This is a genomic window from Janthinobacterium sp. PSPC3-1 (assembly GCF_049896105.1).
GTDB lineage: Bacteria > Pseudomonadota > Gammaproteobacteria > Burkholderiales > Burkholderiaceae_D > Janthinobacterium.
In genome coordinates this window covers 340,622-358,846 of the sequence record NZ_JAFCTQ010000001.1, presented here as the reverse complement: position 1 = coordinate 358,846, position 18,225 = coordinate 340,622, and the positions used below count along the sequence as shown (strand labels likewise).

The following is an 18,225-nucleotide window of genomic DNA, read 5'->3' as shown; positions in this document are numbered from 1 at the left end:
CCCGCTGCGCAAATCTGCGCAGCGGGCTTGATTTTTGAAGCAAAGGTTACGCCGCCATGCGTACCGTGCCGCGGCAGCCATCCATCAGGAAGGACAGCCCTACCACCAGCACCAGTTCGCCTTCGGCCGAACGGGCGGTACCGGTAATGCCTTCGACCGTAATGGCCGTCATCGGCTTGATCACGAGATCGGCCGTGCCGTCGACGGCCGCCACCGCCAGGATATACGGCTGCGGCGCGGCCACCACGATGCCGACCCGCTCGCTGCACGGCTCGTAGCCCAGGGCGCCGGCCAGCGAACGCACGGGCAACGGACGGCCCTGGTCTTTCAGCACCGGCGCGCCGCCCACTTCCATGAAGGTTTCCGGCAACTCGACCACGCGCTGCACCACCGCCATCGGCAGCGCCAGCGCGGCGCCCGAAGTCGACACCAGCATGGTCGGCACGATCGACAGTTCGATCGGCAGGCGGATGGCAAATTTGGTGCCTTTGCCCAGCGCCGATTCGATATGGATGGCGCCGCGGTTTTTTTCCACCGCCGTCTTGACCACGTCCATGCCCACGCCACGGCCCGACACGCTGGAAGCGACTTCCTTGGTCGAGAAGCCGGGCAGGAACACCAACTGGAAGCATTCGTCGTTGCTCAGTTGCGCGTTTTCGCTGATCAGGCCTTTTTGCTGCGCCTTGCTGCGCAGGAAGACCGGGTCCATGCCCTTGCCGTCGTCCTGCAGCACGATCATCACGCTGTTCGCTTCCTGCCATGCTTTCAGGGAAATATACGACTTGGCAGGCTTGCCGGCGGCCAGACGGTCTTCCGGCGATTCCACCCCATGGTCGAGCGAGTTGCGCAGCATGTGCACCAGCGGATCGTACAGGCTGTCGACCACCACGCGGTCGACTTCCGTTTCCGCGCCCTCGATGGTCAGTTCGACATCCTTGCCCAGGTCCTTGGCCAGCTCGCGCACCAGGCGCGGGAATTTCTGGAACAGACGGCCGACCGGCTGCATGCGCGTGGCCAGGGTGGCCCGCTGCAGTTCGGTCGAGTAGCGCGAGGCGCGTTCCAGGGTTTCCGCCAGGGTCGCCATCAAGGTGGCGGCCTGGCCTTCGAATTTGAATTGCAGCAAGCGTTCCAGCAGCACGGCTGCCTGGTTGGCGGCCTGCACCGATTCGCCGGCCACTTCCAGCAAGGCGTCGAGCTTGACGGCATCGACGCGGATGCTGTCTTCCTTGACCGGGGCCGCATGGCGCATGTCCGGGCGCTCTTCGCGCACCACGCCATCGACGGCCTTGGCGGCCGGCTTGGCGGCGACAGGCGGCGCCGCGACGGCAGCAGATGCCGGAGCCGGCGCGGCAGCCGAAGCGGCAGGCGCGACCACGGCCAGCTGGCTGCCGGCCGGCACCACGGCGTTGTACAGGGCGGTCCAGTCCAGCCCATCGGCGCCCACCGTGACAGCGGCAGGCGCGGCCGCAGCGGCGACGGGCGCGGCGGCCACGGGCGCTGCAACCACCGCCGGCGCAGGCGCAGCGACGGCTGCGGCAGGCGCATCCATGCTCTTGCCTTCGATGGCGTTGGTGAGGATGACTTCCAGCTCTTCCGGCATGGCCGGCAGGCTTTCCGGCGCGGCGCCGTTGGCCAGCTCCGTCAACTGGTCGGCCACGAAGCCGGACGCCTGCAGCGCCGCCTCGATGGCGATCGGCGTCACCGGCGCGGCGCCCGTGCGCAGCGCGTCGAACAGGTTTTCGGTCAGGTGGCAGGCCGCCACCAGCGCAGGCAGGCCCATGAAACCGGCGCCACCCTTGATGGTGTGAAAGGAACGAAACACCGCATTGAGCGTTTCCTTGTTGTCCGGATCGCGTTCGAGACGCAGTAAGTGCTCTTCAACATTAACCGCAAGATCCATCGCCTCAACGACGAAATCCTTGAGCATATCGTCCATTAGAATCCCAAATCGGCAAGAAGGTCGTCGACATTATCCTGGTCCAGCGCCACCGACGGCACGGAAGGCCCTTGCATCAGCGGCGCTTCCTTCAGTGCGAGTTTCTCGCGCACTTCGGCCGGAGCATTGTCGCGCAGCAACTGAGCCAGTTCATTTTCCACCGTCTTGGTGATAATGACCACTTTCTTGATCAACTGGCCGGTAATGTCCTGGAAGTCCTGGGCCATCATGATTTCCAGCAGGCGGGCTTTTTCCGCCTCGGTCGCCTCGGTGACGGCCTGCGCGAACTGGCGCGAGTCGCCGGCCAGGGCCTTGAATTCGTCGAGGCTCAGCTTGCCGTCGAACAGCGCCGTCCAGCGGCTGTCCATGTCCTTGGCCTTTTTCGACAGCACGTCCTGTGCCGGCATGCCTTCGTCGAGCGTGTTCAGCACCTTGTTGGCGGCCTGTTCGGTCAGGGTCGCCACGTATTCCAGGCGGTCCTGGGCGTCGACGATCTGCGACGACGCTTCCGTCAGCGCCTTGTCGTAACCCAGTTCGCGCAGCGAGTCGTGCAGCAGGCGCACGATGCCGCCCAGGCGTTCGAACATCGGCTTGTCGGACTGGTCGACCGGATCGGCGCTGTCTGCCGCAGGGGCAGGTGCGGCCGCTGCCGGCGCAGGTTCCACCACGGCAGGCGCCGGGGCGGCTGCGGCGGGCGCGGCGCTGGCCGACACCGAGTCGAACAGCGCGTCGAAATCATCGTCCGCAATCACGGCGGGAGCTGCCGCGGCGGGCGCCGGTTTGGGCGCCTCGGTGCGTTGGGCAGATACTTCATCGAATAAGGCATCGAAATCATCAGCGGCGTTTGTCATATCCCTGCTTCTCCATAATTTGTCAAAATTCCGCCTGAACTGTGCGTTTTACAGACTACTACCCACAATTTCTCGATTAAGATGATTTGAGGCAATACCGCTGCGATGGTGCGAGTGTAGCAGGGCGCCGCCCTGTTGTTCAATCTCAAAACGCGCTTCCCGCCGCAAAGCGGGCATACAATACCTTTTCCGTACGGAAATATCCGTATCAGGTGTTGTATTTTGAAATACTACCATTGGCGCGCAGGCAAGAGCATCAATCCGGCGAGAAAACCTTGCCGCAAGCCACTTGCCGCCACACCAGGAGCGGCAAATGACAACCTTTTCGCCAATGTTGTCTATACTGAAGCTGCACAACTGTTGATAAATATCAAGTCTTTACATGAATACAATCATGCTGCCCGGCCTACAATAAGGGAGGCTGCGCGCACCGGTTCACTTAAGAAGGAGCTGTCATGTATAAGAAAATTCTGATCGCCACGGACGGTTCCGCCGTCTCCAACCTCACCGCCTGCGCCGGCGTCGCGTTCGCCGCACAAATGCATGCCGACATCCTTGCCCTGTACGTCGCACCCGAATACCAGTATCCCGTGTATATCGAAATCATTCCGCCCAGCTATCCCAGCGAAGAAGAATACCGCATCGCCATGCGCAAGGCCGGCGGCGGCCACTGGCAGCCCATCCTGGACGAGGCCGCCAAGCGGGGACTGGAAGCGAGCGGCCTGACGGCCTTTTCCGACAGCCCGGCGCTGAAGATCGTCGAAGTGGCGCAGCTGCAGCATTGCGATCTGATCTTCATGGGTTCGCATGGCCGCAGCGGCTGGGGCCAACTGCTGCTGGGCAGCGTCACCAACAAGGTGTTGTCGCACTCCACCTTGCCGGTGCTGGTGCACCGGCTGATCAAGGAACCGCCTGCGCAATGAAGCGCCGCGCCAGGGATACCGGTGCGGCGGTCTTTTTCGGCTAAGATGACAACCTTTCTGATTCCTTAACAATCGCCCCGCGCCCGGCGAACCAACCTACCGCACCCTATGATACGTATTGTGATTGCCGACGACCACACCATCATGCGCGAGGGCCTCAAGCGCATACTGGACGGCGCACCCGACATCGACATCGTCGGCGAAGCCATCGATGGCTTCGAAGTACTGAACCAGGTGCGCCAGGGCGGCTTCGACCTGCTGCTGCTCGACCTGTCGATGCCGGGGCGCAGCGGCGTCGACCTGATCCGCCAGATCCGCAGCGAGGCGCCCAAGCTGGCCATCCTGATCCTCACCATGCACGAAGAAGAGCAATATGCCGTGCGCGCCATCCGCGCCGGTGCACAAGGCTACCTGACCAAGGAAAGCGCCGGCACCCAGCTGGTCGGCGCCATCCACAAGGTGGCCTCGGGGTGGCCCTACATCAGCGCGGAAGTGGCCGAGCAGCTGGTGCTCAACATCATGATGCCCAATGAAAGCCTGCTGCACAAACAATTGTCGGACCGCGAATTCGAAGTGTTTTCACTGCTGGTGGCCGGCAAGTCGATCACGGAAATCGCCAACAACCTGCACCTGAGCGTGAAGACGGTCAGCACCCACAAGACGCGCATCATGCAAAAAATGGGCATGAGTTCCCTTTCAGAAATGGTGCAATACGCCGTCGCCCACCGCCTGCTGTCGCCCTTCAAGACCTGAACCAGCCCGCCGCGCGCGGGCTCGTCACAGTAGGAACAATCCTACAGTCCTCTCCTTACCTCCTACTGCCATATTCAGCCTCGGCTGATATGAATTCACTACGCGTGTTGGCATACTGAAACCAGTCATCGAGTTGCTGGAAGTTATTTCATCACATGCCAAGTTTCAGCGCTTCAAGCACTAACCGCCAGGAACCTGCCGACATGCGGCGCAATCCCTGAGCATTCCGCTATTCAATATGACCGACCTGACACCAGGAGATGAACATGCTGTCCACGCAAACGTCTGAAAACCGTCCGGTTTCGCCGATGCCCCCTTCGCCGTCCATGGAAGCGGGACGCCAGCGCCAGGGACGGCTGTGGTCGAACCTGAAGGAGGTCTGCGATCTGCTGCATATTTCCACCGCCTGCACCATCGCCGCCGACGAACTGTTGTTCCAGCATGTGCAGTTCAAGACCGGCCAGCGCATCCACACCATCGGCCAGCCCTTCGACACCCTGTACATCGTCAACTCGGGCTTCCTGAAAACCGTGCTGATCGACGAATTCGGCAACGAACAGGTGCTCAGCTTCCCCATGAAGGGCGACATGCTGGGCGTCGACGGCATCCACACCCGCCATTACTCGTCGGAAGCGGTGGCGCTGTCCGACTGCGACCTGATCCTGCTGCCATTCAAAAAACTGACGGCGCTGGGCCGCGTGCACCTGGAGCTGGAAAACGTCATGTACGGCGTGATGAGCCGCGAACTGGTACGTGAACAGGCGATGATCGGCATGCTGGGCGCGCTCTCCGCCGAAGCGCGCGTGGCCCGCTTCCTGGTCTCGCTGGCCGACCGCTTCGCGCAGATGGGCTATTCCAGCAAGCTGTTCAACCTGCGCATGACGCGCCATGAAATCGGCAGCTACCTGGGCCTGACGCTGGAAACGGTCAGCCGCACCTTGTCGGCCTTTAATGAAATCGGGCTGATCACGGTCGACCAGCGCACGATCGGCATCAAGGACCCGGAAGCGCTGAAGACCCTGCGCCGCCTGCCGCCGTCGCGCTCGCGCGCCAAGCAACTGGCCGCCGCCAAGCTCAAGGCAGAAACGCAGGCGGCCAGCGTGGCCGCCCTGGAAACACCGCAGCTGCTCGCCGTCTGATTTGACCGTACAGGCTTGACCCGGCCGGAGCACGCGCTCCTGCCGGGTCTTTTTTTGCGCGCAAGAAAGACCGGTTTTCTCATGATGATTTTCTCGTAAATAAGGCTTGCATTTCGGGTCACACTCAACAATAATGCAAATACGAATCATTCTCAACTGAGATAAAGAAAGCCACCCATGCACAGCTCAAAACCAGCCATGATCCAGGATGCCGCCACCGCCCATATCCGTCCGCCCGTCAGCATGGCGCAGCCGGCTCGCCGCATCACCAGCGAAACGCTGCTGCAGCAGGGCCGCGAAATCGAAATCGAACACAGCGGCAAGATTTACCGCCTGCGCGTCACCCAACTGAACAAACTGATCCTCACTGCCTGAGCCAGCTGCGGCTGAACCGGCAGACCATCCCTTTCCGCAAGCCAGTCGTGCGCCTACGGCGCGCCCGCCAGCGGCACTACCGCACAGGAGCGCTTGATGGCGAACGACCGTATCGACACGATGTTGGCGAGCAACCATGAACAGCAGCCCGAACTGATGCTGTCGAATGTGCTGCACCTGATGTCGCACTATCACGCCAACGCGGCGTGTCCGAAACTGGCGTCGGTGATCGAACGACACCTGCGGGTGTTGTCCAGCCTGCCGAGCCTGGCGCCGGTGCTGCAGGCAACCTGCCAGCAGCTGTCGCAGCAATGGGCTGCCATGGTCACGGCCAGCGTCAACCCGCCCAAGCCGGCCAAGGGCACCTTGCTCGAACGCCTGGACCGCCTGGTCAACCCCAAGCGCCCCCTGCCGCTGGCGCAATAAGCGCCGCCCTCTCTGCCCTACCGCTACGCTTTACAGGAAACCGCCATGTGTGACAAAGACAAGTCCCTGCCCGTCATCAGCAATTGTTCCGCCAGCGACGCCGATACCGCCGCGCTCACCTCGCGCCGCCGGCGCCTGTGGGAACTGTCGCATACCTGCCATTGCCCGCTGGTCGGCGTGGGGCTGCCGCTCGGCTATTTGCGCAAACTGGTCGGCAAGATGACGGGCGGGCGGGTGCTGGCCGACGACTACGAAGTGCACGTCGGCGCGGTGACCGAATGCGGCGCGCGCAACCGCTTGTCGGAAGCGCTGCAAAAGGAACTGGAACGCCGCTACGCACCGGTAATCCTGCGTTTTCGCGGCGCCAAGAGCAAGGAGCAGGTGGCCCAGCTGTGGCGCACCGCGGTGGCCAATGGCGATGTGTCCGGCGCCTTCTGGGCCGGCCTGACCCATCCACGCTGCGATGCGGAGCTGGAAGAGCAGATGTGCCGCGACCTGCACATGATCCAGCACCAGGCCGGCGCCTGCGTGCGGGCCGACATGGGCAAGTTTTCCGCCTTGCAGGAAGAAAACGTGCGCCTGGCGCAGGAACTGGCCAGGCTGCAGCAGCGCGGCCAGGCTATGCTGCAGGAGAAAACCGGCGAACTGGAACGCCAGGAAGCGGTGCTGCTGCGCACGCGTGCCGAAGCGATCGGCAAGGACAGCGTGATCGAAGGCTTGCGGGCCGAGCTGGCGCAGTTGCAGGCCGCCATCCCGTCGCTGGAATCGCGCACCCGCCTGGTCGAACGCCTGGCGCAGATGGATGAGCGCGAAAAGGAATTGCGCCTGCAAATCACGGAGTTGAAAGCCCAGCCACGGCCTGCCGCGGCCGTGCCGCCACCGGCGCCGAAGCTGGAAGCGCCCAGCGGCGGCAAGCTGAAAATGCCGATCCGCCTGGTCGACCAGAGCGTGCTGTGCGTCGGTGGCCGCAGCGGCAACGTCGCCACCTACCGCGCCCTGATCGAGCGCGTGGGCGCGCAGTTCGCCCACCATGACGGCGGACTGGAAGACAATGCCAACCTGCTCGATTCGAGCCTGGCGGCGGCCGACCTGGTGATCTGCCAGACCGGCTGCATCAGCCACAGCGCCTACTGGCGCGTGAAGGATTATTGCAAGCGCACCGGCAAGCGTTGCGTCTTCATCGACAACCCCAGCATTTCCAGCCTGGCGCGCGGCTTGCAGGAAGTGAGCGGCGAGCTGGCACCGGCGGCCCAGCACGCCACGTCGGAATAAGCGCTCAGGCGCGCAGTTCGCGCTCGATGGCGTCCCGCAGGATGGCGTCGTCGGCCGTGGTGTCGGGTGCAAAACGCCCCACCACCCGGCCATCCTTGCTGATCAAAAACTTCTCGAAATTCCACAGCACATCATCGGGCTTGTCTTGCGTAATGCCGTAGCCGGCCAGCTTGGCGCGGAAATCGCTGCCCGGCTTTTCCTGCGCCTGCGGCTGCTGCTTGACCAGCTGCTGGTACAGCGGATGCTGGCCCGGCCCCTTGACGACGATTTTCTCGAACAGGGGGAACTGCACGCTGAACTTGCTGCTGCAAAAGTCGGCGATCTCTTCGTTGCTGCCCGGCTCCTGCGCGCCGAATTCATTGGCGGGAAAGCCCAGCACCACCAGGCCCTCGGCCTGCTTGTCTTCATACAACTTTTCCAGGCCTTCGTATTGCGGCGTCAAGCCGCAGGCCGAGGCCACGTTGACCACCAGCAGCACCTTGCCACGGTAGGCCGCCAGGCTGGTGGCCTGGCCATTGATCAGGTTGACGGGAATCGTCTCGATACTGTCGCTCATGTTGCCTCCTGGGAACGGGTGGAAACAGCCATCATAGCCTGCCAGCTCAATACACGTCGCGGCGGTAGCGGCCTTGCGCCGCCAGCGCATCGAGGGCCGGGCGGCCCAGTATCTCTTCCAGCGCCTGGTCGACGCCGCCGGCCATGCCGGCCAGGCTGCCGCAGATATAGATCGCCGCGCCCTGCGCCAGCCACTGCAGCACTTCATCGGCATTGCCGCGCAGGCGGTCCTGCACATACAGGCGCTGCTCCTGGTCGCGCGAAAACACCAGGTCCAGTCGCGGCAGCTCGCCGCTGGCGTGCCAGCGCTGCAATTCTTCATGGTAATGCGCATCGTGGGCCGCATTGCGCTCGCCAAATAGTAGCCAGTTGCGCCGCTGGCCGGCCAATATGCGGCTTTTCAGGTGGCCGCGCAGGCCGGCGATGCCGCTGCCGTTGCCGATCAGGATCAAGGGCCGCCCGGCATTGTCTTCCAGCCGGAAACGGCGGTGCTGGCGCACGCGCAATTGCACCAGCTGCCCCGGCTGCGCCGCCTGCGTCAGCCAGCCCGATGCCACGCCCAGGCTGCCGTCGGGATGGCTGTGCTGGCGTACCAGCAGGTGTACGCGGCCTTCCTGCGGTATCGAAGCGATCGAGTATTCGCGCGGCTTCGATGGATCGGCCGGCGCGGCCAGCTGCACCAGGTCGCCCGACTGCCAGGCCGGCAGGATGCCGCTGGCAGGCGCCAGCTCCACGTGATAAATCGGGCCGCCGGCGCTGCCGGGATTGAGCAGGCGGCGCTCCAGCAGCCGCCAGTCGTCGAACGCGGGCGCGCTCCAGTCGGGCGCATCGCTGGTGCCGGCCAGATGGCTCAGTTGCTGGAACCAGGCGCCGATGGCGGCGCTGGCGCTGCGGTCGACCTCGATGCGCTCGAACAGGGGCGACGCGCCCTGCCCGGCCAGCCAGGCATCGAGTGCGCGGCCAAAGCCGCAGAACTGGCTGTAGCTGCGGTCGCCCAGCGCCAGCACGCCATAATGCAGTTGCGGCAGAGCCAGTTCGCCCGTCATCAGGCGACCGATAAAGGCGGCGGCATTGTCGGGCGCATCCCCCTCGCCATAGGTGCTGACCAGGAACAGCGCCCGCTCGGCCTGCTGCAGCTCCTGCGCCGTCAGTTCGGCCAGTGCGCACACGCGCACGGCGATGCCGGCCAGCTGCAGGCTGTGCGCCGTCTGCGTGGCCAGCTCTTCGGCATTGCCGGTCTGGCTGGCATACGCCACCAGCCAGGCCGGATTGCCGGCCAGCGCCGCCTTGGCGGCAGCGGCGGCGCGGCGCTTGGTGCGCGCGCGCAGCCAGGGCGCCAGGCACACGCCGGCATAACTGAAGGACAGGCCGGCCAGCAGCAACAGCCGAGTCGTATCGTGGGTAAAAATCATGAAGGTATCAGTCGTCGAGCAAGGCCAGCAGCGCGCTGCTCAGGTATTCTTGGTAAGCCTGGCCGTCGCGCCGCACGAAGCGGACCGCCAGGCCCTGCTGTTCGGCCAGCGCCATGCCGGCATCGATGCCCAGCACGGTCAAGGCGGTGGACCAGGCATCGGCCGCCATGCATTGCGCATGCACCACGGTGACGGAGGCAAGATCATTCGTCAGCGGCATGCCGTTGCGCGGATCGATGGTATGGGCATAGCGCACTGTGCCATCGTGAAAAAAACGGCGGTAGTCGCCCGAGGTGGCGACCGACAAACCATGCAGCGCCAGCATCATTTCCGCCGGATGACAGGCCGCATCGGCCCCGTCAACCTGCTCCAGCATCACCCACCACGGTTGCCCATCGGGCTTGCAGCCGGCGCCGCGCAGCTCGCCGCCGACTTCCACCAGGTAATGTGCGATGCCCTGGCTGTCCAGGTAGCGCGCCAGCCGGTCCACGGCATAACCCTTCGCAACAGAAGAGAAATCCAGCTGCACCCCGCCCGGCTGGCGCACGCGGCGCATGGCCACATCGAACTCGATGCGGCTACCTTGCGCCAATAATTGCCGCACGGTCGCCGCAGCGGGCGCCCGGAAGCCGGGCTGGTCGTAGCGGTTTTCGGGGCCAAAACCCCAGGCATTGACGAGGGCCCCGGCGCACGGGTCATACGCGCCGCCGCTCAGCTGCGACACCTGCAGCGCAAAGCCCAGCACTTCGCCAAAGGCGGCCGGCAATTGCTGCCAGCTGCCTGGCGCGGCGCGGTTGAAACGGCCCAGGTCGGAATCAGGCTGCCAATGGCTCATCTGCCGCACCACCAGGTCCAGCTGCTGCTGCAAGCCCTGCTGCACATCGGCGCTGCCGGCGCGTCCCGGCAGCGGACTGTCGACCAGGCGCACCGACCAGCTGGTGCCCATGCTCAGGCCGCGCAACTCCCGCACTGCGGCGCCAGGTGGCGGCGCGCGATCATCGAGTTCCAGCGGCAACAGTACCCGGCGCATCGCTTACTCCGGCAGTACTTCCACGGTGGCCGCGTAGGTCATGCGGCGCTCCGGCATGGCTGGCGGCTGGCCGGCGACCGGTGGCGTGGCGGCGGGCCAGCTGCTGTTGACGTAATACATGCCGGCTGCCGGCACCGTGAACGTGATTTCGCCCTTGGCGTCGGTGCTCTGGCGGATTTCGCCGAGCACGCCACGGTAGCGCACGCCACCTGGCACCAGGCTGAAGGCCTGGTTGGCGGCCGGCTTGCCGTCGATCAGGAAGCGCCAGGTGGCCTTCTCGCCGGCGCGCAATTCGTTCGGGTGGGTGACGGGCACCAGTTCCAGGCCCACGCCGGTCGGCTTGAAGACGCCTGTGCTCGCTTCGTCCTTGCTGAAGAAGGTTTCCAGGCGGCCTGCGGTACGCGTGACTTTCAAGTCCTGTGCATCGGCCGGCACGTCTTTCTTGAAGGTTTCCTCGTTGCCACGGAAACGCTTCTGCTCGCCGTTGACCTTGTAGCTGGCCATCACGTTTTGCGAGACGATGGCGGCCTTGTAGGTGCCCGCTTTTTCCATCTTGACGTCAAACACGCTGCGCAGGCGGCCGGTGACCACATTGGCGGGCGCGACGGTGGCGCCATCCGGGCCGGTGACGACCAGCGCATCGAGACGCAGCGGCTGGTGATCGATCTCGAACAGGCCTTCGGAGACGGCGGCATCGACCGTGACCCAGGCGTCCTTGCTTTCCACCATCGTGCTCGATGGCACCATCCACGGACGGTGGGCGTGGGCGTTCATGGCCAGGCCGGCCAGGGCCAGGGCGATCAGCGGTTTGTTCAATTGCTTCAGCATGATGGATGCGCCTTAAGGTTTGAGTTGGACGACGACGTTACCGAGTTCTTCCTTGCCTTTGGCAGGGACGGACTGGGCCGACTTCGGCGGCCACTGGAACGGTACGCGCACCAGTTCGCGGCCACCGGCTTCGCGCGCCGCTTCCACCACCAGCTGGTACTCACCGGCCGGCAGCTTGTCGAGCACGGCTTTGGAGCCAGGGAAGGTCAGGCTGTGTTCGCCTGGCGCACGGGTGGCGCCGCTGACGCCGTCGACCGGCATGGCCAGGTCACGGCCGCTCTTGCGCCACCACGAACGCATGTCCTTGAGCCACTTCTCGCCCGCCTTGTCCTTCTTCTTCACGTCGTACAGCACGGCCAGGTTGGCCGCCACTTTCTGGTCGGCCGTTTCCAGCCAGGCGGCCACGTAAGGACGGTGGTATTCCGCTACGTTCAGTTGCGGGATTTCAAGCTTGAGGGCCAGGTCGGCCGCCATCGCCGAGGTGCCGATCAGGGGAAGACCGAGCGCAAGGGAGTAGCGTAATTTCATGGTGTGCCTGTCAAAGTAAGGGAGAAAAAACATCAGTGGATAAACAGCAGCGCGATCGCGCAAGGAATCAAAATACCGAGGCCCACCATCGGCCAGGTGAACGGCCGGTTGGCCGCGTGGAACTTCAGGATCAAGAGCCCGGTCAGGCAGAACACGATGCACAGACCGGCAAAAATATCGATGAACCAGAACCAGGCCACGCCCGTGTTGCGGCCCTTGTGGACGTCGTTGAGCCAGGAGATCCAGCCACGGTCCGTCAGTTCGTATTCGGCGGCGCCGTCTTCCAGGCCGATGCGCACCCAGGCGTCGCCCCCAGCTTTCGGCAGCGGCAAATAGACTTCGTCGACGCTCCATTCGGCCGGACGGCCGCCCGCATTGAGCGACCACTGATGTTTCAGCCAGCGCTCGGCCGCTGCCGGCATCGGCGCGTTGGCGCCATCATGCTTTTCGGCATAGGCGGCCAGTTCCGTGACCAGGGGCGCGGGCAGTTGCGCCTTCTGGCGCGAAACGACGGGCTTGGCTTCGATCTGGCTGGCGTGGTTGAGGGTAATGCCGGTGATGGCAAACAAAAACATGCCCAGCAGGCATAGCGCCGAGCTGATCCAATGCCACTGATGCAGTTGCTTCAACCAGACAGCACGGCTGGCGTTGCTGCGCGACACGTCAGCTTGCTTCATTCACATCCTTCGAAAATAAGAGGGGTCAAACCGGATTATCCAACAAATGATAATGATTATCATTTATTAAGTCAATATGCGGAAGGTGTCCCAACAACAACGTTTTGTAACAAGCTTGAAACATGAGCGACCTGTCGTCAAAGTACGCTGTCGAACAGAGCGTGGGACTGAGGCGGCCTATGCTGTTCATTCAGCACAACCACCAACGGAGAATCCCATGACTTCCTACACCAGCGAACAGATCACCCTGATTGCCGACAAGATCAAGAGCGTGAAATTTGGCATGTTCACCACCAGCGACGACACGCGCACGCTGACCAGCCGCCCGCTGACCCAGCAGCAAGTCGACAGCGAAGGCCAGATCTGGTTTTTCGTCACGGACGAGGCAGCCTATACGCGCGACCTGCTGAACAACCCGCAAGTGAATGTCAGCTTCGCAGAACCCAGCGACAGCCTGTATGTGTCGGTGTGCGGCCGCGCCGAGTTGCTGAAAGACCGCGCCAAGGCGGAAGAATTGTGGAACCCCATCGTCAAGGCCTGGTTCCCGGGCGGACTCGACGATCCCCACCTGTCGCTGATCAAGGTCACCATCCAGTCGGCCGAATACTGGGACAGCGACGCCAGCAAGATGCGCCAGTTCTTTGAAATGGCCAAGGCCGCCATCACGGGCGACACCCCTAAAGACCTGGGCGAACACGGCCGCGTCGATCTCTAAAAATTTTACCCGGGTATTATTGACTTTTATTTTAACCCGGGTAGAATTAGCTGCTTATCCCATTCCCACACGGAGGCAGCATGACCCCATCCCCCCTCACCGCCTTTGCCGGCAAGCGCAAGGTGGCCGCCGGCAGCTTGCATGCCGTGGCGCAAACCTTGAAGGAACTCGTGAGCCGCGAGCCCGACGCACAAATCCTGGTTTTCAATGACGACAATGGACAGCAGGTCGACCTGAACCTGCACGGCAGCCTGGCCGAGGTATTGCAGCGCCTGCCACAGCCGCGTGAACAGGTGGAAGAGATTGCCGTGCCCGCGACACCGCGCACGGCAGGCCGGCCCAGGCTGGGCGTGGTGGCGCGCGAAATCACCCTGCTGCCGCGCCACTGGGAATGGCTGGCGACCCAGCCGGGCGGCGCGTCGGTGGCGTTACGGAAACTGGTGGAACATGCGCAGCGCGGCAACAAGGCAGTCGACGAACAGCGCCAGGCGCGTGAAACGGCCTACCGCTTCATGAGTGCGCTGGCCGGTGATGAAGCGGGCTTCGAGGAAGCGAGCCGCGCCCTGTTTGCCGGGCAGCGCGCGGCCTTTTTGACACAGACAGCAAGCTGGCCGGCCGATGTGCGCGAATATGTGTTGCAACTGGCACAAGCGGCCTGGAGCGCCGACTAAACGCCGGTGCTGCCGGTGGTGTCGGGCGCATCATCGGCGCTTTGCCGGCTCTGGCCCGCGTTGCCGCCCTGGTGCTGCGGCAGCCGGTCGGCACGCCGCACTTCGCCGATGGAAAACAGGTCGTCGCCGATATCGAGTCCGCGTTCACTGTCGACCAGCACGAAATGCTCGCCTTCCTGCGCGTGGCTTTGCCGGTTACCCTCATCCCTGCGGGCAACTTGCTGATTGCCGGGATTGCCCGCCTTGTTCGCCTTGTCCGCCGGCCCCGGTGGAGTAGTGTGCGCCATGTCGACCTCCGTCTATGGTGTGCTGCGTGATTGCAACCTGTTCAGCATAGTCCACGCCGACGGGGACAGACATCAGAAAACAACAGATGGTTATGTAGGATTTATCCTACAAAAAGGCGGCATCGCTGCCGCCTGTTGCTACCTGTCGCCATTAGCTGCCACGGCTGCCGCTGCCACCGGACGAACCCGAGCCACCGCTTTGCTTGTTCGGATTGTCCTGTTTCATGCTGGTATCGTCGCGCCCTCCCGGATTTTGCGCCGTGCTGGCGCTTTGCCGGTTGCCATCGTTTTTATGGCTTTGGCTGCCGGCCCGGCGTGCTTCTTCCGACGTGAATTCGTGGGCTGTACCTTTTTCATGGGCGGCGCGGCCACCCTCGCTGGCGATTTCGCGTTGCTGTGCCGGATCCATGGAAGCAAAACCGCGTTTGCTGGTGTCGCTCTGCTTGTTGCCGCTGCCGCTGCCGGCGCTGCCGCTGGCCTTGCCGCCTTGCTGACCGGGTTTGTTGTCACTCGATGTGGCCATGATCATCTCCTCAATCGTGAGTAATTCGTGAGTAATCTCGGGTGTTAGAAACCACGCTTATGCATGGGAGCAGTCATCTTAGTGCGCGATCGGCCAACCCAGAATAGGAGCATGACAAGACGATATGTAGGAGCTATCCCGCCTGCGGTGGCGCAGTTACTATTGGTTTTTGATCGATGGTACCAGAGACTCAACAGTATCCGGCCCCTGGCCCGGCACGCGAAAAATAGCCGTGTCCGCCACTACAAAGACGGCCTCGTCCGGCGCGGGCTTGACCGCATGGCCGCCCGTAAATGCGCCGAACGACGGCAGCATGGCGCGCCGCGGCCCCAGCAAAAAACACGGCAGGCGCAAGGTCTCGCGCGCGGCGCGCAAATGAAACACGGGGTGGACATGGCCGGCCAGCACATAGCCATCTGTTTCCAGCTCCGGATGATGGCACAGCGCAAACGGCCCCATCCGGTGCGGTTCGTCGACCATGGTGATGCCCAGGCTGGCCGGCGGATCGCCCGCATGCAGGTCGTGGTTGCCGCGCACCAGGGTCAGGCGCAAGCCAGGATGGCGCGCACGCCAGGCCTGCATGGCGGCCAGGGTGGCCGGCGCACGGGCGGCCCTGGCGTGCAGAAAGTCGCCGAGAAACACGATTTCCTCGCAGGCGTAACCCTCGAGCAAGTGCGACAAGGCCTGCAAGTTTTCATTGGTGGTGCCGTGCGGCACCGGCACGCCCAGCGAACGAAACGCGGTGGCCTTGCCGAAATGAATGTCTGCCACCAGCAGCATCTTGCGCGCCGGCCAATAGATGGCCTTGCCGGCCAGCAGCCACAGCGTTTCGTCGGCCAGTTCAATACTGCAGTGCTTCATGCGGCCGCTTTCTCCAGTTCGCGCACCAGGCGCGCCACCCGGTCCGACAGTTTTTCGGTGGTCAGCTTTTCGCGGAAACGCTCGACCATCAGGCCGAACGCAAACGGCGAGGCGCGCTGCAAGGCTTGCACGCTCATGCTGCACTGGTGCAGCTCACGCAAGGTGGCGCGCAGGCGCGTCAGCTCCAGTTCCTGCTCCAGCACTTCGCGCTGCGCCTGCGTCAGCAGCAAGTTGCCTGCGTCATGCTTGCGGAACACTTCAAAGAACAGCGACGATGACGCCTGCAACTGGCGCGTACTTTTCGGCTGGCCCGGATAGCCCTGGAATACCAGGCCGGCGATGCGGGCGATTTCGCGAAAACGCCGCTGCGACAGCTCCGTCGCGTTCAGGCTGGCCAGCACGTCTTCCAGCAGCTTATCCAGGCTGAACAGGGGAACCTCCCCGCCCGTCCCCGCCGTAAACAGCGGCGCAAAATCGAGATCGTCCGCGCCCAGCAATTCAAAGCCATAATCATTGACGGCGATCGACAGGGTGGCCGGATGCACGCGCGCAATCCGGTACGCCAGCAGGGACGCCAGCCCCAGGTGCACCGAGCGGCCGGCAAACGGATACAGGAACAGATGATGGCCCTCGCGGCTGGACAAGGTTTCGACCAGCAGGCTGGCGCGCGTCGGCAGGCTGGACCATTTCTGCTGGATCGCCAGCAGTGGCGCCAGCGCGCGCATTTCCGGCCCCGTGGCCTCACCGTCCTGCGCCTGCTGCAACTGGTCGAGCACGGCATGCGCCAGTTCCGACGACAGCGGCATCTTGCCGCCCTGCCAGCGCGGCACGGCGCCACGGCTGCCGGTGGCACGCCGCACATAGGCCGTCATTTCATGCACGCGCACGAATTCCAGGATGCGCCCGCCAAACAGGAAATGGTCGCCCTGCTTCAGGCGTGAAATAAACGATTCCTCGATGCTGCCGATCTTGCCGCCACTCATGTACTTGACCTGGATCGACGACTCGGAAACAATCGTCCCGATACTCATGCGGTGGCGCCGCGCCAGCGCCGCGTCCGGCACGCGATAGATGCCGTCCTCGTCCGGCAGCACTCTCCGGTATTCGGGATACACGGTCAGGCTCTGCCCGCCGCGCGCGACGAAATCGAGCGCCCACTGCCATTCCTGTGCCGTCAGATTCCGGTACGACCAGGCCGTGCGCACTTCCTCATACAGTGCTTGCGACTGGAAACCGCCGCCCAGCGCAATCGTCACCAGGTGCTGTACCAGCACGTCGAGCGGCTTGTCGGGCACCGGCCGCGCTTCGAGCAATCCCTGCGCCAGCGCCTGGCGCGCGCCGGCCGCTTCCAGCAATTCCAGGCTGTTGGTCGGCACCAGGGTCACGCGCGAGACCCGCCCCGGCGCGTGGCCGCTGCGCCCGGCCCGCTGCACCAGGCGCGCGATGCCTTTCGCGCTGCCGATCTGCAATACGCGCTCGACCGGCAGGAAGTCCACGCCCAGGTCGAGGCTGGAGGTGCAGACCACGGCTTTCAGCGTGCCGGCCTTCAGACTCTGCTCGACCCACTCGCGTACCTCGCGCGCCAGCGAACCATGGTGCAAGGCAATCAGCCCGGCCCAGTCCGGCCGCGCGTCGATCAGGTGCTGGTACCAGATCTCGGCTTGCGAACGGGTATTGGTAAATACGAGAGTCGTGGCGCTGCCGTCGATTTCGGCGATCAGCGGCTGCAGCATCTGGATGCCCAGGTGGCCACCCCAGGGAAAGCGCGTGGGATTGAGCGGGATCAGACTGTCGACCACGATGCGCTTGCGCACCTTGCCTTCGACCAGCACGCCGCTATTGTGTTCGCCGAGCAGCACGTCCTGCGCCTGCTGCAAGTTGCCCAGGGTGGCCGAGACGCCCCAGGTAATCAGGGCCGGATTCCAGCGCCGCAGGCGGGCCAGCGCCAGCTGCACCTGCACGCCGCGCTTGCTGCCCAGCAGCTCGTGCCACTCGTCGACGATCACCGTTTCCAGCAGGTTGAAGCGCTCGGCGGCATTGGCTTGACTCAACATCAGCGACAGGCTTTCGGGCGTGGTGACCAGCACGTCGGGCCAGGTCTTCGATTGCCGCGCACGCTGGGCCGCGCTGGTGTCGCCGGTACGCGCCTCGATGCGCCAGCCGGGCGCCAGTTCTTCGGCGGACGCTTGCAACGCGCGCACGGTATCGGCCGCCAGCGCGCGCATCGGCGTGATCCACACCACGCGCAGGCCCTGCTTGCGGTTCTTGCGCACCAGGCGATCGGAACGCAGCAAGGCGCCGAACCAGACGGCGTAGGTCTTGCCGGAACCGGTACTCGCATGCAGCATGCCGGGCTGGCCGCTGGCGGCCGCGCGCCAGACGGCGCGCTGGAACGGAAACACGGTCCAGCCCTTGGCCGCAAACCAGTCGTCGATGCGCTGCGCCAGCGCGCTCTTGCTCACG

The 18,225-nt window shown here is 63.9% G+C and carries 21 protein-coding genes; 9 read left to right on the top strand and 12 right to left on the bottom strand.

Translation table 11 applies throughout. The features are described from left to right. Positions 1-46 precede the first annotated feature (46 nt). Together ACP7B7_RS01625 and ACP7B7_RS01620 are read right to left on the bottom strand one after the other, a co-directional pair. Positions 47-1,936: a chemotaxis protein CheA gene (locus ACP7B7_RS01625; protein WP_308925140.1), complete on the bottom strand. Its 1,890-nt coding sequence runs from the start codon at positions 1,934-1,936 to the stop codon at positions 47-49. After that, positions 1,936-2,787, bottom strand: coding sequence for a protein phosphatase CheZ (locus ACP7B7_RS01620; protein WP_308925139.1), 852 nt, complete (start codon positions 2,785-2,787; stop codon positions 1,936-1,938). Before ACP7B7_RS01620 ends, ACP7B7_RS01625 begins: the two co-directional genes overlap by 1 nt. A gap of 135 nt (positions 2,788-2,922) precedes the next feature. Between ACP7B7_RS01620 and ACP7B7_RS01615 the strand changes: the two genes are divergently transcribed. The 7 genes from ACP7B7_RS01615 (at position 2,923) to ACP7B7_RS01585 (ending at position 7,675) form a co-directional block, all read left to right on the top strand. Continuing rightward, complete coding sequence (locus ACP7B7_RS01615) at positions 2,923-3,261, top strand: hypothetical protein (protein ID WP_308925138.1); 339 nt, start codon at positions 2,923-2,925, stop codon at positions 3,259-3,261. Continuing rightward, positions 3,243-3,710 carry a universal stress protein gene (locus ACP7B7_RS01610; RefSeq protein ID WP_308925137.1) on the top strand — a complete coding sequence of 156 codons (468 nt, stop codon included), beginning with the start codon at positions 3,243-3,245 and terminating at the stop codon, positions 3,708-3,710. The genes ACP7B7_RS01615 and ACP7B7_RS01610 overlap by 19 nt, the downstream gene beginning before the upstream one ends. Positions 3,711-3,818: 108 nt before the next feature. Continuing rightward, a complete protein-coding gene (locus ACP7B7_RS01605) occupies positions 3,819-4,463 on the top strand; it encodes a response regulator (protein WP_426075546.1) in 645 nt (214 codons plus the stop codon). A 326-nt stretch (positions 4,464-4,789) separates the two neighbouring features. After that, positions 4,790-5,602, top strand: a complete 813-nt coding sequence (locus tag ACP7B7_RS01600; protein ID WP_308925709.1) for a Crp/Fnr family transcriptional regulator — start codon at positions 4,790-4,792, stop codon at positions 5,600-5,602. Between the two features lie 177 nt (positions 5,603-5,779). Continuing rightward, on the top strand, positions 5,780-5,977 hold the full coding sequence (gene hemP / locus ACP7B7_RS01595) for a hemin uptake protein HemP (protein ID WP_426075545.1): 198 nt from the start codon (positions 5,780-5,782) through the stop codon (positions 5,975-5,977). A gap of 96 nt (positions 5,978-6,073) precedes the next feature. Beyond that, positions 6,074-6,403, top strand: coding sequence for a hypothetical protein (locus ACP7B7_RS01590; protein ID WP_426075544.1), 330 nt, complete (start codon positions 6,074-6,076; stop codon positions 6,401-6,403). A 45-nt stretch (positions 6,404-6,448) separates the two neighbouring features. Beyond that, positions 6,449-7,675 (top strand): DUF2325 domain-containing protein, encoded by a 1,227-nt coding sequence (locus ACP7B7_RS01585; protein ID WP_426075543.1) that lies wholly within the window; start codon positions 6,449-6,451, stop codon positions 7,673-7,675. Positions 7,676-7,679: 4 nt separating this feature from the next. Here the strand turns inward: ACP7B7_RS01585 and ACP7B7_RS01580 are convergent, their stop codons facing one another. Genes ACP7B7_RS01580 through ACP7B7_RS01555 form a run of 6 tightly spaced genes read right to left on the bottom strand, consistent with a single transcriptional unit; the run spans position 7,680 to position 12,705 of the window. After that, on the bottom strand, positions 7,680-8,231 hold the full coding sequence (locus ACP7B7_RS01580; protein ID WP_426075542.1) for a glutathione peroxidase: 552 nt from the start codon (positions 8,229-8,231) through the stop codon (positions 7,680-7,682). 46 nt (positions 8,232-8,277) lie between these two features. Then, complete coding sequence (locus tag ACP7B7_RS01575) at positions 8,278-9,642, bottom strand: sulfite reductase subunit alpha (RefSeq protein ID WP_426075541.1); 1,365 nt, start codon at positions 9,640-9,642, stop codon at positions 8,278-8,280. A gap of 7 nt (positions 9,643-9,649) precedes the next feature. Beyond that, positions 9,650-10,672 (bottom strand): FAD:protein FMN transferase, encoded by a 1,023-nt coding sequence (locus ACP7B7_RS01570; protein WP_426075540.1) that lies wholly within the window; start codon positions 10,670-10,672, stop codon positions 9,650-9,652. 3 nt (positions 10,673-10,675) lie between these two features. After that, positions 10,676-11,500 (bottom strand): DUF4198 domain-containing protein, encoded by an 825-nt coding sequence (locus ACP7B7_RS01565; protein ID WP_426075539.1) that lies wholly within the window; start codon positions 11,498-11,500, stop codon positions 10,676-10,678. A gap of 12 nt (positions 11,501-11,512) precedes the next feature. After that, the gene (locus ACP7B7_RS01560) at positions 11,513-12,028 is read right to left on the bottom strand and encodes a DUF2271 domain-containing protein (RefSeq protein ID WP_308925128.1); all 516 of its coding nucleotides are present in this window, start codon (positions 12,026-12,028) and stop codon (positions 11,513-11,515) included. Between the two features lie 32 nt (positions 12,029-12,060). Next, complete coding sequence (locus tag ACP7B7_RS01555; protein WP_426075538.1) at positions 12,061-12,705, bottom strand: PepSY-associated TM helix domain-containing protein; 645 nt, start codon at positions 12,703-12,705, stop codon at positions 12,061-12,063. 217 nt (positions 12,706-12,922) lie between these two features. Between ACP7B7_RS01555 and ACP7B7_RS01550 the strand changes: the two genes are divergently transcribed. Beyond that, complete coding sequence (locus ACP7B7_RS01550) at positions 12,923-13,420, top strand: pyridoxamine 5'-phosphate oxidase family protein (RefSeq protein ID WP_426075537.1); 498 nt, start codon at positions 12,923-12,925, stop codon at positions 13,418-13,420. Positions 13,421-13,500: 80 nt separating this feature from the next. Next, positions 13,501-14,091 carry a DUF2239 family protein gene (locus tag ACP7B7_RS01545; protein WP_426075536.1) on the top strand — a complete coding sequence of 197 codons (591 nt, stop codon included), beginning with the start codon at positions 13,501-13,503 and terminating at the stop codon, positions 14,089-14,091. On the opposite strand, the gene ACP7B7_RS01540 is transcribed toward ACP7B7_RS01545, so the two are convergent. The 4 genes from ACP7B7_RS01540 to ACP7B7_RS01525 all read right to left on the bottom strand — a co-directional run bounded on the left by ACP7B7_RS01540 (position 14,088) and on the right by ACP7B7_RS01525 (position 18,224). Next, positions 14,088-14,378, bottom strand: a complete 291-nt coding sequence (locus ACP7B7_RS01540; protein ID WP_308925124.1) for a hypothetical protein — start codon at positions 14,376-14,378, stop codon at positions 14,088-14,090. The genes ACP7B7_RS01545 and ACP7B7_RS01540 overlap by 4 nt on opposite strands. A 151-nt stretch (positions 14,379-14,529) precedes the next feature. Next, positions 14,530-14,901 carry a KGG domain-containing protein gene (locus tag ACP7B7_RS01535; protein WP_308925123.1) on the bottom strand — a complete coding sequence of 124 codons (372 nt, stop codon included), beginning with the start codon at positions 14,899-14,901 and terminating at the stop codon, positions 14,530-14,532. 159 nt (positions 14,902-15,060) lie between these two features. Beyond that, on the bottom strand, positions 15,061-15,762 hold the full coding sequence (gene pdeM, locus ACP7B7_RS01530; protein WP_426075535.1) for a ligase-associated DNA damage response endonuclease PdeM: 702 nt from the start codon (positions 15,760-15,762) through the stop codon (positions 15,061-15,063). Beyond that, on the bottom strand, positions 15,759-18,224 hold the full coding sequence (locus ACP7B7_RS01525) for a ligase-associated DNA damage response DEXH box helicase (protein ID WP_426075534.1): 2,466 nt from the start codon (positions 18,222-18,224) through the stop codon (positions 15,759-15,761). Before ACP7B7_RS01525 ends, pdeM begins: the two co-directional genes overlap by 4 nt. Between the last annotated feature and the right edge of the window lies 1 nt (position 18,225).

Bases quoted from the DNA above. Each gene is read 5' to 3' on its own strand.
- ACP7B7_RS01625 (WP_308925140.1), bottom strand. From the start codon at position 1,936: ATGGACGATATGCTCAAGGATTTCGTCGTTGAGGCGATGGATCTTGCG.
- ACP7B7_RS01620 (WP_308925139.1), bottom strand. From the start codon at position 2,787: ATGACAAACGCCGCTGATGATTTCGATGCCTTATTCGATGAAGTATCT.
- ACP7B7_RS01610 (WP_308925137.1), top strand. From the start codon at position 3,243: ATGTATAAGAAAATTCTGATCGCCACGGACGGTTCCGCCGTCTCCAAC.
- ACP7B7_RS01605 (WP_426075546.1), top strand. From the start codon at position 3,819: ATGATACGTATTGTGATTGCCGACGACCACACCATCATGCGCGAGGGC.
- ACP7B7_RS01600 (WP_308925709.1), top strand. From the start codon at position 4,790: ATGGAAGCGGGACGCCAGCGCCAGGGACGGCTGTGGTCGAACCTGAAG.
- hemP (WP_426075545.1), top strand. From the start codon at position 5,780: ATGCACAGCTCAAAACCAGCCATGATCCAGGATGCCGCCACCGCCCAT.
- ACP7B7_RS01590 (WP_426075544.1), top strand. From the start codon at position 6,074: ATGGCGAACGACCGTATCGACACGATGTTGGCGAGCAACCATGAACAG.
- ACP7B7_RS01585 (WP_426075543.1), top strand. From the start codon at position 6,449: ATGTGTGACAAAGACAAGTCCCTGCCCGTCATCAGCAATTGTTCCGCC.
- ACP7B7_RS01580 (WP_426075542.1), bottom strand. From the start codon at position 8,231: ATGAGCGACAGTATCGAGACGATTCCCGTCAACCTGATCAATGGCCAG.
- ACP7B7_RS01575 (WP_426075541.1), bottom strand. From the start codon at position 9,642: ATGATTTTTACCCACGATACGACTCGGCTGTTGCTGCTGGCCGGCCTG.
- ACP7B7_RS01570 (WP_426075540.1), bottom strand. From the start codon at position 10,672: ATGCGCCGGGTACTGTTGCCGCTGGAACTCGATGATCGCGCGCCGCCA.
- ACP7B7_RS01565 (WP_426075539.1), bottom strand. From the start codon at position 11,500: ATGCTGAAGCAATTGAACAAACCGCTGATCGCCCTGGCCCTGGCCGGC.
- ACP7B7_RS01560 (WP_308925128.1), bottom strand. From the start codon at position 12,028: ATGAAATTACGCTACTCCCTTGCGCTCGGTCTTCCCCTGATCGGCACC.
- ACP7B7_RS01555 (WP_426075538.1), bottom strand. From the start codon at position 12,705: ATGAAGCAAGCTGACGTGTCGCGCAGCAACGCCAGCCGTGCTGTCTGG.
- ACP7B7_RS01550 (WP_426075537.1), top strand. From the start codon at position 12,923: ATGACTTCCTACACCAGCGAACAGATCACCCTGATTGCCGACAAGATC.
- ACP7B7_RS01545 (WP_426075536.1), top strand. From the start codon at position 13,501: ATGACCCCATCCCCCCTCACCGCCTTTGCCGGCAAGCGCAAGGTGGCC.
- ACP7B7_RS01540 (WP_308925124.1), bottom strand. From the start codon at position 14,378: ATGGCGCACACTACTCCACCGGGGCCGGCGGACAAGGCGAACAAGGCG.
- ACP7B7_RS01535 (WP_308925123.1), bottom strand. From the start codon at position 14,901: ATGGCCACATCGAGTGACAACAAACCCGGTCAGCAAGGCGGCAAGGCC.
- pdeM (WP_426075535.1), bottom strand. From the start codon at position 15,762: ATGAAGCACTGCAGTATTGAACTGGCCGACGAAACGCTGTGGCTGCTG.